Source organism: Microbulbifer hydrolyticus (genome assembly GCF_009931115.1).
In the GTDB taxonomy this organism is placed as follows: Bacteria; Pseudomonadota; Gammaproteobacteria; order Pseudomonadales; family Cellvibrionaceae; genus Microbulbifer; species Microbulbifer hydrolyticus.
The window spans coordinates 832,533-845,860 of sequence record NZ_CP047491.1; the positions used below are offsets into that span (position 1 = coordinate 832,533).

11 protein-coding genes are annotated in these 13,328 nt (G+C 58.5%); 9 read left to right on the top strand and 2 right to left on the bottom strand.

The genetic code is table 11. From position 1 onward, the window contains the following. Window positions 1-607: 607 nt before the first annotated feature. On the top strand, window positions 608-1,009 hold the full coding sequence (locus GTQ55_RS17850; RefSeq protein WP_237567807.1) for an enoyl-CoA hydratase/isomerase family protein: 402 nt from the start codon (window positions 608-610) through the stop codon (window positions 1,007-1,009). On the opposite strand, the gene pulA is transcribed toward GTQ55_RS17850, so the two are convergent. Beyond that, window positions 987-3,527, bottom strand: coding sequence for a type I pullulanase (gene pulA / locus GTQ55_RS03495; RefSeq protein ID WP_161857485.1), 2,541 nt, complete (start codon window positions 3,525-3,527; stop codon window positions 987-989). The two genes, GTQ55_RS17850 and pulA, sit on opposite strands and share 23 nt — an antisense overlap. 306 nt (window positions 3,528-3,833) lie before the next feature. On the opposite strand from pulA, the gene mmsB reads away from it, so the two are divergent. The 3 genes from mmsB to fnr all read left to right on the top strand — a co-directional run bounded on the left by mmsB (window position 3,834) and on the right by fnr (window position 7,174). Next, a complete protein-coding gene (gene mmsB, locus GTQ55_RS03500; RefSeq protein ID WP_161857486.1) occupies window positions 3,834-4,733 on the top strand; it encodes a 3-hydroxyisobutyrate dehydrogenase in 900 nt (299 codons plus the stop codon). 120 nt (window positions 4,734-4,853) lie between these two features. Beyond that, window positions 4,854-6,317, top strand: coding sequence for an oxygen-independent coproporphyrinogen III oxidase (gene hemN / locus GTQ55_RS03505; RefSeq protein ID WP_161857487.1), 1,464 nt, complete (start codon window positions 4,854-4,856; stop codon window positions 6,315-6,317). A 128-nt stretch (window positions 6,318-6,445) separates the two neighbouring features. Continuing rightward, window positions 6,446-7,174, top strand: a complete 729-nt coding sequence (gene fnr, locus GTQ55_RS03510; protein WP_237567808.1) for a fumarate/nitrate reduction transcriptional regulator Fnr — start codon at window positions 6,446-6,448, stop codon at window positions 7,172-7,174. 22 nt (window positions 7,175-7,196) lie between these two features. Here the strand turns inward: fnr and GTQ55_RS03515 are convergent, their stop codons facing one another. Continuing rightward, entirely contained in the window at window positions 7,197-7,763 is a 567-nt protein-coding gene (locus GTQ55_RS03515; RefSeq protein WP_161857489.1) for a hemerythrin domain-containing protein, read from the bottom strand. Window positions 7,764-8,029: 266 nt separating this feature from the next. Here GTQ55_RS03515 and GTQ55_RS03520 point away from each other — a divergent pair, with 266 nt between their 5' ends. The 5 genes from GTQ55_RS03520 (at window position 8,030) to ribD (ending at window position 13,324) form a co-directional block, all read left to right on the top strand. Continuing rightward, the gene (locus GTQ55_RS03520) at window positions 8,030-8,527 is read left to right on the top strand and encodes a porin family protein (RefSeq protein ID WP_161857490.1); all 498 of its coding nucleotides are present in this window, start codon (window positions 8,030-8,032) and stop codon (window positions 8,525-8,527) included. A gap of 336 nt (window positions 8,528-8,863) precedes the next feature. After that, window positions 8,864-10,129: a serine hydroxymethyltransferase gene (gene glyA, locus GTQ55_RS03525; protein ID WP_161857491.1), complete on the top strand. Its 1,266-nt coding sequence runs from the start codon at window positions 8,864-8,866 to the stop codon at window positions 10,127-10,129. Window positions 10,130-10,487: 358 nt separating this feature from the next. Then, on the top strand, window positions 10,488-11,594 hold the full coding sequence (locus GTQ55_RS03530) for an extracellular solute-binding protein (RefSeq protein WP_161857492.1): 1,107 nt from the start codon (window positions 10,488-10,490) through the stop codon (window positions 11,592-11,594). 135 nt (window positions 11,595-11,729) lie between these two features. After that, entirely contained in the window at window positions 11,730-12,194 is a 465-nt protein-coding gene (gene nrdR, locus GTQ55_RS03535; RefSeq protein ID WP_161857493.1) for a transcriptional regulator NrdR, read from the top strand. Further along, window positions 12,191-13,324 (top strand): bifunctional diaminohydroxyphosphoribosylaminopyrimidine deaminase/5-amino-6-(5-phosphoribosylamino)uracil reductase RibD, encoded by a 1,134-nt coding sequence (gene ribD, locus GTQ55_RS03540; protein WP_202620664.1) that lies wholly within the window; start codon window positions 12,191-12,193, stop codon window positions 13,322-13,324. The genes nrdR and ribD overlap by 4 nt, the downstream gene beginning before the upstream one ends. Window positions 13,325-13,328: the final 4 nt, after the last annotated feature.

Sequence of the window (13,328 nt, forward strand, 5' to 3'; positions counted from 1 at the left end):
CTATTGACCCTCCAGCGCCCGCACCAACTCCCACTAACGCCCCCTTTAAAATATCCTTGTTCCAACTTTCTCCATTTATCAAGTTATTAGCTACAGTCGAAGTAGCGCCGATACCGCCGCCTACTAAACCATTCGCTGCGGCATTCCCGCCAACTGTCCTCCCGCAAGCCGCCTGACTCAAACTAATCGGCCTCCGCGATACCCGGGGCGGTTCAGTTTGGTGCGGCTGGATTTCAGCCCATAAAAAGTTAACTTTTGGCATACAAAATAGGCCATGTTAACTAAATATGCTGCCTTCCTTTCTACCCTAACACTTCTGATTTCCATGGGAGGAGCTAACCTCCTGATTTAACTGCTTTTCTAACCCAGTCGCCAAAACGTAACGAAATTCTAATAGGTTAGATATACGTATTCAGCCATTAGAGCTCTAATCCAGTCGGTCGGAATTTGGGCGCAAGTTAGCAGTTTGTTGGAAAACTTCAACCGCTGGATGATGAATCCCCCCGCGGCCGCCCGCTACGGTGAATCCGGACGAAAACCGGGGTAATGCCACCCGTCCCCCATCTGTGTTTAACTTTGCCTCCGAACACACCAGCCTGGAACCAGTATGCCCCAGGAATCACCCCTTATCGTCGAACGTCAGGGCCCCGTCGGCAAACTGACGCTCAATCTGCCCAAAGCCCACAACGCCCTCAACCTGGAAATGATCGACCTTATGGCCGCCCAGCTGGACGAATGGGAAGCAGACGACAGCATCGCCTGTATCTGGATCGAAGGCGCCGGCGACAAGGCCCTGTGTGCCGGTGGCGACGTCGTGGCGCTGCACAAAGCCTCGGGCAGCTACACAGAATGTGGAAGGTTGTTTCTCAATGCCCTGGGCTCAAAGCCCGCTGGCCGACCTGAAATAGCCGGCAGTTTATCGTTCAGGTACAAAAAAGGGCGGTATCTCTGTAGAGGTACCGCCCAAAGGGCCACAATGCAGTCAATTATTCGCGATAGAGCACCGTAACCGCGGTGCCCTCGGCCACCACGGATCCGCTGACCACTCGCCCGTTGCCCGCGGTCGGATCGGATTTCTCCATTGCCACTTTCCATTCGCCCGCCGGCAGGCTGTAGGTGTAGTTGTCCGCGCTGTTGTAGATCACGATGATCTCGCTCCAGCTGTCGCCCACCGCAGCACCATTGATGTGATTTACTACCACCCCGTAGCGCGGTCGATTGCTGGTCATGTGCTGGTCAATGTCATCCCAGCTGGTGAGGCGAAAAGCGGGGTGGGCGCGACGCAATGCAATCACGTCCTTGTAGTAGTTGTAGACATCCGCGTTGTCGACTTTCCAGTTCCAGTAATACTGGTTGATGGAATCCGGGGAGTCGTAGCTGTTGTGATCCTCCTGCTTGTCGCGCATCAGTTCCACACCGCCATGCAGGAACGGTATGCCCTGGCTCGTCAGCACGATACCGTTGGCGAACATCTGGATGCGACGCAGGTAGCCGCTGTCCCGGCTCACACCATTCAGGTCTGCCCACTGCAGGACCTTGTCGCGCAAGGTGAGGTTGTCATGGGCAGATACGTAGTTGATGGTTTGCTCCGGGTCCATGGCGAACATCGGGTCCCAGGTATCTATTACCGCGTCCTTGTCTTTGGCATAGCGGATACCGCCGCGACTACCTGCTTCAATGCGCCAGCTATCGGGGTTGCTGTTAAACGCAAAACAATCCCCCGGATTGCAGTTGCCATTATCATTCTGGCCCTTGATTGCCTCGCGAAATTTGGGGTTGAACACACCGGCGTGGGACTCGTGAATACGGCCGATGGTGCCGAGGCGTACACGCCCGGGCTGACGCGGGTCTGCGGCGAAGCCGTTCCAGGGCTCGCCATAAACCAGCAGGTTTCTGTTCGGGAACTTGTTGTTCAGATGGGTGGCCCAGTCTTCAACCTCGTCATAGTCGAAGATGCCGATCAGGTCGAAGCGGAATCCATCGATATTGTACTCTTCGACCCAGTACTCCAAAGAGTCACGGATCATGCGGCTGACCATGGGTACGTTGGCATCAATACTGTTGCCGGTCCCGGACAAATCGGTCGGCGTGTAGTAACTGGTGGAGATGGGCTCGAATACCGACTTGGAGTACGTGTGGTTGTACACCACGTCCATCACCACACGCAGGCCCGCCTTGTGGAACTCGTCCACCATGGTCTTGAACTCGCGTATCCGGTTTTCATAGTCCGTAGGGGTCAGGGAGTAGCGCTCTTCCGGGACATTGAAATTGCGCGGATCATAGCCCCAGCTGTAACAGGTGCTGTCAGCGGGGTCGGCACAGGCGTTGAAGTCGTACACCGGCAAAAGCTGCACATGGGTAACACCCAGTTCCTTGAGGTGATCGATACCGGTCGATACATCATTGTAGGTGCTGCCGCTTTCAACCATACCGAGGAACTTGCCGCGCTTGTCACTGCTCACACCTGACTCGGGTGCGATGGTGAAGTCGCGCACGTGTACCTCGTAAATGACCGCGTCCTCGCGCTCATTGAGAACCGGGCGCACCGACCATCCATTGGGTAGCTCGGTACGCGACATATCCATTACGATATTGTTATCGGTATCGGGCTCGACCATCTTCCCGTATGGGTCCCGTACCACCACGCCGTTGACGACAAAATAGTAGGGCTTCAGTCGCCAGTCGCCGCTGACGGTTACCGAGTAGACATCCGTGAGGCCGGTGCCTGACAGCGCGCTGGAAGAGACTTTGCGCATCGGGTGGCTCTGCCCATCGAGCACCAGCTGCACGTTATCGTGGTCGGGCGACCACAGGGAAAATGTGGTTTCCGTGGGGGAATACACTGCACCCAGCGCCTCCACCCGGCTGCCGCAGCTCTCCGTGCACTCCACCGGCTCCAGTGAGTAGTTGAGGCTGGCATCATTGATCGTGAGCAGGTAATCGCCGTTGGCGCTGGTATAGATGTCAGCACCGCTCTGCTCGAGCGTGCCATCACCATTCGTGTCGCCGTAGTTCTGGCTCCAGTCTCCAAACACATCGACCTTGAAGCGCTGGTCGGCCTGGCCGTCCAGGCTGATCTGCAGCTGCCAGGTGTTGTCTGCGACCAGCACCATGGGGCTGGCATCCCAGCCATTGGCTGTGCCACGGAAGAACAGGGAAGGCAGATTGGCGAGGTAACCGCTGTCGCAACTTGCGACCTCGGTGGTGGAAATACTGTAGTTGGCGCTATCAAAGGTGATTGTGTAGGTCTTGCCTGCTTCAACCGAAAAATCAGCCGTTGGGTAGTTTTCGCTCCAGTCGCCGTGTCGATCCACCTTGAAGCGGGGTCCGCCACTGGCATCGCCACTGGCAAATGTCTGGCAGGACCGGAACACGCTGCCCCCCTGGTGGGTCATCTGTTCGGCAGACCAGTCGTTGGGGGTGCCGCGGAAATACCATTCTGCCGATGCACTGTAGGAAAGGCTGGCCAGGAACAGGCCGGCGACAACAGGAAGCCTGGAGGGGCTCCCACAGTTCGTTTTTTTCATCGCTGTGTACCGTTTTTTTATTTATTGGAGTTATGGGTCGAATGTCACGATACGGCTGTGGCTTCGACGAAATGAACCACAGGCTTGAGACTAGGGGCCCGCTGCAGTGGAGCGCATCCTCCCCTGTCGGGGCGTAGTATTGTAAAAAGGGAGTCCTCTTTGCCGGCTGCTGGCGGCAGTTTTCGCGCTGTGGCGTTTTTCTGCACCCGGCTTCACTCATGATCAGGATTGAGTAGTATGCTGTTTAGTTTCCCTGGCGGAGGAGTTTGCCGGGGCCAAGGGCAAAAAATATAAAAGGATGATTTGATGGAGAGCGTTGCATTTATCGGTCTCGGTAATATGGGTGGTCCAATGGCCGCGAACCTGGTTGAGAAGGGCTTTACCGTGACGGCGTTTGACCTGTCTGCACCAGTGCTGGAGAGCGCCGTCGCCGCCGGGTGTAACAAGGCCGACAGTGCGCACGCCGCAATCGAGGGTGCGGACGCGGTGGTTTCCATGCTGCCCAGCGGGGAGGCGGTGCGCTCCCTGTATCTGGGGGTGCACGGCTTGCTGCAGGCGATGAAACCGGAAACCCTGCTGATCGACTGTTCCACTATTTCCGCCAATGACGCCCGTCAGGTCATCGCCGCGGCCAGTGAGCGCGGAATTGCTGCGCTGGATGCGCCGGTGTCCGGTGGCACCGCCGCTGCGGCTGCGGGCACGCTCTCGTTTATGTGCGGTGGCTCGGAGGAGGCGATCGAGAGAGCGCGCCCTGTGCTTGGCGCCATGGGAGCGAATATCTTCCACGCCGGCCCGGCTGGCTCCGGCCAGGTGGCAAAGATCTGCAACAACATGCTGCTCGCGATCCATATGATCGGTACCGCCGAGGCGCTGCAGTTGGGGGTGGATAACGGGCTCGACCCCGCTGTGCTATCAGAGATCATGCGCGCCAGCTCCGGCGGCAACTGGTCGCTGGAAAAATACAATCCCTACCCGGGGGTGATGGAGAATGTACCCGCATCGCGGGATTACCAGGGCGGGTTTTCTGTGGCGCTGATGTTGAAGGACCTTGGCCTCGCCATGGACACCGCTGCTGGCAGTGCATCTTCAACGCCACTGGGCGCGCTGGCAAAAAACCTGTATCAGTTGCACGGTGGCGACCCCATCAACAAGGCGCTGGACTTCTCCTCTATCCAGAACCTGTTCCGCCGCCCGGCGGGGGACTGACGCCGCGACGAACCCGTCGGCGCTTGATCTGAATCAAGCGCCGTCGAACGCTGGCCCGCTACCTTTACCTGATCCAACACCTTCCCGCTTATCAGCTCTGGATCACAGGTTACCTCGTCAATGGCCGTAAACCCCCTGGACAGCGCACCGCTCTCCGAGAGCGACTCCAATACCACCGCCAATACCCGGGCGTCGTCCGGGGAGTTATCTTCGGCCCTGCTCACGCGTTATGCGGGGCCCTGTCCACGCTATACGTCCTACCCGACGGCGGATCGCTTCACGGACCTGAGCGCCGGCAGTGCAACAGCCGCTGGTGCTGACGCGCGCAAGCCATGGGATGCGCTGCAAGATATCAACACCCTTTCACTGTATGTGCATATCCCGTTCTGCCGCTCGCTGTGCTATTTCTGCGCCTGTAACAAGGTCATAACCCAGCAGTACGGGCTGGCGTCGAGCTACCTGGACCGGGTGCTCACTGAAGCGCAGTGGTACCGGGAAAAAGTGGCCCGCGTACCGGTGACGCAGTTGCATCTCGGCGGCGGTACGCCAACCTACCTGAATGACGGTGACTTGACTCGGCTGGTTCAGGGGCTCGGCGACATATTCGATCTGAATCCCGGTGGCGATGTGGAATACAGTGTGGAGGCGGATCCCCGGGTGCTTGAGCCGGAAACACTGGATACCCTGCGTGGACTCGGCTTCAACCGGCTGAGCATGGGTATTCAGGACTTTAACCCGGAAGTACAGCGGGCGATCAACCGGATCTGTTCCCCGGAGCAGGTGCGCGGTCTCACTGAAGCCGCCCGCGAGCGGGGTTTTGGTTCCATTTCCTATGACCTGATTTACGGACTGCCCGGGCAGGATGTGGCAAGTCTGGAGCGCACCATCGACACCGTGGTTGAGCTCGCGCCGGACCGTATCGCGCTGTACCACTATGCGCACCTGCCGCACCGGTTCAAGGCCCAGCGCCTGATCAGTTCCGACCTGATTCCACCGCCGCAGGCAAAGATCGATATGCAGCTTGCAGCGACGCGTCGACTTACCGACGCGGGTTACCAGTTTCTGGGCATGGACCATTTCGCACGCCCGGATGACCCTCTGGCGCGCGCCACCAAAGACGGCCGTCTCGCGCGCAATTTTCAGGGCTATACCCTGATGCCCGCGGACGCGCTGGTTGGCCTTGGTGCCTCGGCGATCAGCTACAGCCGCGATGGCTACTGGCAGAACCATCACGGCCAGAAAGAATACGCGACCGCGATTGGCGAGCGCGGCGAGGCGATCTGCCGCGGCTGGCAGCTGGATACCGACGACCGGGTGCGCCAGTGGGTGATCATGGAATTGATGTGCCATCTGCGGCTCGACAAACGCGAAGTGGAACGCCGGCTGGGGAGCCCGTTTGAAGATTATTTTGCGCAGGATCTGGCACGCTTGCGCCCACTTGTGGCGGATGGGCTGGTGCTGGAGTCCCGTGAAGACCTGGTGGTCAGCGAGCGTGGCCGCTGGTTCCTGCGCAATATAGCCGCGGCGTTCGACCGCCACCTGCATGCCGGGGCGTCGGCTGCGCAGTACTCCCGAGTGCTTTAGGTGGACAGTAGGTATACAATTTCCTCACCACAGGTTCGGCAATAAGGCATCGCGCTTTACGCGCAACTGTTCGCCAAGCCGACTACCAGATCGTTCACCGGATAAATCGCCGAGCAATGGAAAAGACAATGTCGAAACCCTCACCAGCGGTCAATTGCGGAAATTGCTCCGTCAGAAGGCTGTGCCTGCCCGTGGGGTTGAGTGAGGACGATATCCAGCGTCTCGAGCAGGTGACACGCAAGAAGAAGATTCTGAAAGCCGGCGACAGCCTGTTTCGTGCGGGCGACCCGTTTTCCAGCCTCTATGCGATTCGTTCCGGCAGCTTCAAATCTGCGGTGATCGGTGCCGATGGTGACACCCAGGTCACGCATTTTGCGTTGCCCGGTGAGCTGTTGGGACTGGATGCTTACAGTAGTGGCGCGCATCCCGGTTATGCGGAAGCACTGGAAGACAGCAGCGTTTGTGTCCTGCCATTTACCCAGCTGGAAAACCTGGCGCAGCAGGTGCCGGCGCTGCAGAAGCAGATGTACACGATTTTTTCCGAAGAGCTGAAACAGGATAACGACGTGCTGTTGCTACTGGGCAAGCGCTCTGCGGAAAGCCGCCTGGCGGCTCTGCTGATCAATATATCCAGCCGTTATGCCCAGCGCGGATACTCGGCCAGCGAATTCAAACTCTCGATGCAGCGCATTGATATCGCCAACTATCTGGGGCTGACTGCAGAGACCGTCAGCCGTCTGATGTCGCGTTTTCAAAAGCAGGGGCTTATCCGCGCACAGGGTCGGGCGGTCGCCATCCTGGACCTGATTGCCCTCAGCGAGCTGGCCGGCACCCACTGCAGTTACGAAAACGATTGAACCGATGGCACTGATCCGGTGATTAGCAGGCTTCCGCCAGCGCCGTTTCAGAAAGATCCTGATAAATGGCTTCGTAAAGACGCTTGACGCCCCGGTGAAAGTGGCTGCTTTGCTTTTCCATGAGCTCGTCGGCGATCTCTCCCCAGTCGGTATCCGTCAGGTGCTGCGCAACCAGCGGCAGTAATATCTCATTCTCTTTTTTCATGTGCGCGCGCTGCAGTGCAATGTACTCGCGCGCAGTTGCGAACAGGTGCTCCCGTTCCACCGCCGCGTCGTTGGCAACCGCATAAAACAGCTGGTTCATATTGCGCGTGGCCGCGGCAATGGCCTTGTGTTCCACGGTGATTTCCCCGAGGACATCACGGATATCCACAGGCTTGTCCAGCAACCGGCCGAATACCAGATCTTCCACCGGGTGGTGCCACTGATCCGGGTACACAGAAAAGTAATCGAGGGCGTCGAGAATCATGCTCAGGGTAGCGGGATCCCTATCCTGACGACCAAGCTCATCTAACAGCGCTTCAAACACATCCAGCAGTCTCTGCATGTGCTTGTGGTCATCGCACAGTTGTCGATAGATACCATGCATGGCGTGCCTCCTTGACGGGTTGTGGTGATTGTCCATTCCATTGTTGTCTGCTGCCGGGGAATCGGCTTGATCTGGGTCAATCCACAGCCACATCCGGTAGCGTCAGGTGCCGACAGTGATGATCGTCGCGCGGCTGAATTGCCATTGGCCCGGTCTCCGGTAATTGACGCGGTGTAATAGCGTGTAATGGAGAGGGGGTATTTGCGCCGTATTTTTTTCAATAGAATGCCGCCCGCAAAATAAGCACTACACATTAGGGTATTAAAATGATGAAAAAAGTTTTGGCGGCAGCGGTGATGCTGGGTTGTTCGATTTCTGCACAGGCGAGCGAGGGGGGCTACTTCGGTACCACCGCAGGCCTGATGAAGACGTCGATCAGCGGCGACAGCCCGTTCAATGCCGGTTTGCGCGCCGGGTATGCCTGGAACTCCGGGTTTGCAGTGGAGGGCGAGTACACTACGTCCCTGGTTGATGGTGAAGCGCGCTACAATGGCAGCTGGGGCGATTTCAGATGGGATTACTCCATTTCCACCCTCGGTGTGTATGCGGCTTACCGCAGCCAGGGGGATATCTACTTCAAGGGGCGCCTGGGGGTGCTGAACGAGAGCGTCGATTTTGAAGGCGAGAAAGAGAGTGATTCCGGCCTGTCCGCGGGTCTGGGTATCGGCTTTTCCTTCTCCGAGAACGTAAATCTGGAAGCCGAGTACACCCTGGTGGAAGAAGATGTGGACTTCTGGTCCGGTACCCTGGTGTTTCGCTTCTAAGCCCTCCTGATTGTCCGCGATCGCTGATGTTGCCTTACAGCAGCTAGCGGTCGCGGTCGGTAGCAAACGCGGCCCCATGGCCGCGTTTTGCGTTTCTGAGCACCAGAGTATCCCCGTGTCCGGCCGGGGTGCTCCGGGGAATCGGGCCGCAGCTGCCAACTTGAGCCGAGCGGGGCGCTGAATTGAATTTGTTTCATGTGCACCCTTTGCACCGCCGCCACTCCCTTGGTGTACAATGCGCCGCTTTCTGGGGGCGGGCCGATCAGATTGGGTCGGTATTTGCCCTTGTCGAGATTATGCTTGCGCGATTCGCGCCTTATCATCCGAGGGAATACCATGTTTGATAAATCAGTCACCCTTTCTTCATACGACCCGGATGTGTGGTCCGCCATTCAGGACGAAGACCGCCGCCAGGAAGAGCACATCGAGCTGATCGCCTCGGAAAACTACACCAGCCCGATGGTGATGGAAGCGCAGGGCACCACCCTCACCAACAAATACGCCGAAGGCTACCCGGGCAAGCGTTACTACGGCGGTTGTGAGTACGTCGACAAGGTAGAAGCCCTGGCTATCGAGCGCGCCAAGAAACTGTTTGGCGCCGACTACGCCAATGTCCAGCCGCACTCCGGTTCCCAGGCCAACGCAGCCGTTTATCAGGCCCTGTGTGCCCCGGGCGACACCGTGCTGGGCATGAGCCTGGCTCACGGCGGCCACCTCACCCACGGTGCCAAGGTCAATTTCTCCGGCAAAATCTACAACGCGGTGCAGTATGGCCTGAACCCCGAAACCGGCGAAGTGGACTACGAGGAAGTCGAGCGTCTGGCGCTGGAGCACAAGCCGAAGATGATCGTTGCCGGTTTCTCCGCCTACAGCCGGATCATGGACTGGGCCAAGTTCCGCGAAATCGCCGACAAAGTGGGCGCCTACCTGATGGTCGACATGGCGCATGTGGCAGGCCTGGTAGCGGCGGGCGAATACCCGAACCCGGTACCTCATGCTGACGTGGTGACCTCAACTACCCACAAGACCCTGCGCGGTCCCCGTGGCGGTATCATCATTGCCAAGGCCAATGAAGAGATCGAGAAGAAGCTGAACAGCGCGGTATTCCCGGGTGGTCAGGGCGGCCCGCTGATGCACGTGATCGCGGCCAAGGCGGTTTCTTTCAAGGAAGCGATGACCCCGGAATACAAGGCCTACCAGAAGAAAGTGGTCGAGAACGCCCGCGCCATGGCCGAGACCTTCCTCGATCGCGGCATCAACATTGTCTCCGGCGGTACCGACGACCACCTGATGCTGGTGGACCTGATCGGCAAGGAATACACCGGTAAAGACGCTGACGAAGCCCTGGGCAACGCCAATATTACCGTGAACAAGAATGCCGTCCCCAACGACCCGCGTTCCCCGTTCATCACCAGTGGCCTGCGCGTCGGTACTCCGGCGATCACCACCCGCGGTTTCGGAGTGGAAGAGACCAAGCAGCTCACCAACTGGATTTGCGATGTGCTGGATGCACTGGAAAAGGGCAATGCAGATGCCACTGTCGCTGAGGTTAAGGCGAAGGTGCTCGAAATTTGCGCTAAATTCCCGGTCTACAAAAGCTAAGAGCCTGAGACTCGGTACCTGAAACGGCCCCTTTAAGGGGCCGTTTTTCTTTGTACTCTCACAAAAATCGAAAAAAATACTGGCGTTTTGTGAATCAGGCCGTGGTTTCTGTTTTAATACGCGCCCTTGAAAACCGAATTTGAATTCAGGTTTGCGAAGAGCCTGAAGGAAACAGTGGTTCCGGGTCCGATATTTGCACCCGGATTTTTGCAGCACGAAGGAAGCGTTGCGCATCAGCCGCTCGCGAGGGCGGTCGTAACTAGTGAGTCCGAGCGGTTTGAGGATTCGATGTTTTTCACCTGTGGCAAGGAGTGCGCGGTGGGAACTCTGGGTATCCGCAGTGGAGCAATAGTAGAGCATGCGTCCAATAGCCATCGTATGGGTCACTCTGACCGCCTTTTTCGGACTTAGTCTCGGCACCGTGAGCGCTCAGGCGGAAGAGTTGCATTTCGCCAACTGGTCTGAATCCATCGCCGAAGACACCATCGCCGATTTCGAGGCTGCCACCGGTATCAAGGTGCACTATTTCGAATTCGACGATATCGAGGAACTGGAAGAGGTTTGGCTGAAAGAGGGCCGCCGCTTCGACATCATCGTTCCCGGCTCCGACAACATTCCCAAGTACATCGCCGCTGGCCAGCTGCAGAAACTGGACCGCAACCGCATCGACAACTGGTCCCAGAACGATCCGAAGTTCATGCAGCGTCTGGCGCTGTTCGATCCGCAAAATGAATACGCCATTCCCTACCTTTGGGGTACCGTCGGTATCGGTTACAACGTACAGGCGGTGGAAAAGGCGTTTGGCGGGGCCCTGCCGGAAGACAGCTGGAACCTTTTGTTCGATCCGGAAAACCTTGGCAAACTCGACCACTGTAACGCTACCCTGATGCGTTCTCCGGAAGAGATTTTCGACGTTGCCCTCAAGTACCTGGGCAAAGATCCCAACTCAATGAGTACCGCGCACCAGTACATGGTTGCGAACCTGCTCTCCAAGGTGCGCCTGCACATCACCGACTTCGACTCCGGTGAATACGTCGAAGACCTGGCCAGCGGCAAGCGCTGCATCGCCCATGCCTGGAGCGGCGATGTCCTCGTGGCGCAGCAGATGGCGAAAGAGGCCGGTAACACCTTCGATATTCGCTACATCATGCCGAGAGAGGGCTTCCCCCTGTGGATCGACGTTGTCTCCATGCCGGCCAATGCGCAGAACACGGATGCGGCCTATCAGTTCCTCAATTACCTGATGCAGCCCAGTGTCATTGCCAATATCAGTAATGAAACCCAGTACGCCAACGCCAATATGGCGGCCCAGGAACTGGTGGCCCCGGAACTTCTGAACAATCCCATCGTTTACCCGGGTCCGGATGAGATCGAGCGCACCTGGATTCCCGCCGCCACCAAAAGTCAGGTGTTGGCACTGCGGCACAAGCTGTGGCAGCGCATCATCGAGCGGGAAGGATTGTAAATTCGCGCGTCGCTGCCTTGGCGCGTGCTGCAGCGGTAATCGGGGCCGGTGTGGGGTGCCGGTGGGGCCCATTATCAGGCCTTATTTGCTGTCGTGTGGTAAACTGCGGCCCACTTTTCCCAGGGCCCAATTGCCATGCACTGTCCCTTCTGCAGCGCAGACGAAACCAAAGTTGTCGATTCCCGCCTCGTCGCTGATGGCGATCAGGTGCGTCGTCGACGCGAGTGCCTGCAGTGCCACGAGCGTTTCACCACTTTCGAGACCGCCGAGCTGGTTCTGCCGCGGGTGGTCAAACAGAACGGCCAGCGCGAACCCTTCAACGAAGACAAGCTCCGCGCCGGTATCCAGCGCGCCGTAGAAAAGCGCCCGGTCAGCACTGAGCGTGTTGAAGCCGCCGTCGCCCAGATCAAGCATGCCCTCCAGGCTACCGGCGAGCGCGAGCTCCCGGCCATGCATGTTGGCGAGCTGGTGATGGAACAGCTGCGGGAGCTGGATCAGGTCGCTTACGTTCGCTTTGCCTCCGTATACCGCCGTTTCGAAGACGTCTCTGACTTCAGCGACGAAATCGAGCGCCTGAACACCCGCAAGGAGAAGCCATGAACCTCTCTCCCCGGGAGCTGATGGCGCGCGCCATTCAGCTGGCCGAGCGCGGCATTTTCACGACCATGCCCAACCCCCGTGTCGGCTGCATCATTGCCGATGCAGCAGGGAATATTGTCGGCGAGGGCTGGCACAAGCGGGCCGGAGAAGGGCACGCGGAAGTGGAAGCTTTAAGGGATGCGGGCGATGCAGCCAGGGGCAACATTGCCTACGTCACCCTGGAACCCTGCAGTCACAGCGGCAAGACCGGTCCCTGTGCGGACGCCCTGATTGCTGCGGGCGTCGCCAGAGTCGTGTTCGGTATGGAGGACCCCAATCCCAGTGTCAGCGGGAAAGGGTTACAAAAACTGCGCGATGCGGGCATTGAAGTTGAAGGCCCGTTGCTGGAAGAATCCTGCCGTGCATTGAATCCCGGCTTTATCAAGCGTATGACACTCGGTCTGCCGTTGGTGCGGACCAAGTCGGCCATGAGTATCGATGGCCGCACCGCCATGGCCAGTGGTGAGTCCAAGTGGGTCACCGGCCCGGCCGCGCGGGCCGACGTGCAGAACCTGCGCGCGCGCAGCTGTGCCGTGATCACCGGCGTCGACACCGTGCGCCACGACAACCCGAACATGAACGTGCGTGCGGAAGAAATGGCCCTGCCACAGGCGCAGGCGGACGCCGCGGCGGCAAAACAGCCCCTGCGGGTCATCGTCGACAGCACGCTGCGCACCCCGGCAAAGGCCTTTATTTTGCAGGGGGGCGCCCCAACATTGGTGGTCACAACCGAAGCCGCCGATCCCGAGCGCCGCGCGCGCCTGGAGAAGGCTGGTGCCGAGGTGCTGACACTGCCGGCCGGCAAGGATGGCAGGGTACATCTGGGCGAGCTGCTGAAGGAACTCGCCCGCCGCGAATGTAATGAGGTGCTGGTAGAGAGCGGTGCGACCCTCTCGGGGGAATTCATGTATCAGGGCCATGTGGATGAAATCATCGTCTATATGGCGCCCAAGATTTTGGGCTCCAGCGCCAGACCGCTGTTTGAGCTGCCCATCGAGCGCATGGGGTCCATGTTGCCGATCACCATTACCGATATGCGCGCGGTCGGTCACGACTGGCGCATCACTGCAACCACCGATATCGAACGCTAAAGGT

Coding starts and splice junctions, on each gene's coding strand:
- GTQ55_RS17850 (WP_237567807.1), top strand. CDS start 608: ATGCCCCAGGAATCACCCCTTATCGTCGAACGTCAGGGCCCCGTCGGC.
- pulA (WP_161857485.1), bottom strand. CDS start 3,527: ATGAAAAAAACGAACTGTGGGAGCCCCTCCAGGCTTCCTGTTGTCGCC.
- mmsB (WP_161857486.1), top strand. CDS start 3,834: ATGGAGAGCGTTGCATTTATCGGTCTCGGTAATATGGGTGGTCCAATG.
- hemN (WP_161857487.1), top strand. CDS start 4,854: ATGGCCGTAAACCCCCTGGACAGCGCACCGCTCTCCGAGAGCGACTCC.
- fnr (WP_237567808.1), top strand. CDS start 6,446: ATGTCGAAACCCTCACCAGCGGTCAATTGCGGAAATTGCTCCGTCAGA.
- GTQ55_RS03515 (WP_161857489.1), bottom strand. CDS start 7,763: ATGCATGGTATCTATCGACAACTGTGCGATGACCACAAGCACATGCAG.
- GTQ55_RS03520 (WP_161857490.1), top strand. CDS start 8,030: ATGATGAAAAAAGTTTTGGCGGCAGCGGTGATGCTGGGTTGTTCGATT.
- glyA (WP_161857491.1), top strand. CDS start 8,864: ATGTTTGATAAATCAGTCACCCTTTCTTCATACGACCCGGATGTGTGG.
- GTQ55_RS03530 (WP_161857492.1), top strand. CDS start 10,488: ATGCGTCCAATAGCCATCGTATGGGTCACTCTGACCGCCTTTTTCGGA.
- nrdR (WP_161857493.1), top strand. CDS start 11,730: ATGCACTGTCCCTTCTGCAGCGCAGACGAAACCAAAGTTGTCGATTCC.
- ribD (WP_202620664.1), top strand. CDS start 12,191: ATGAACCTCTCTCCCCGGGAGCTGATGGCGCGCGCCATTCAGCTGGCC.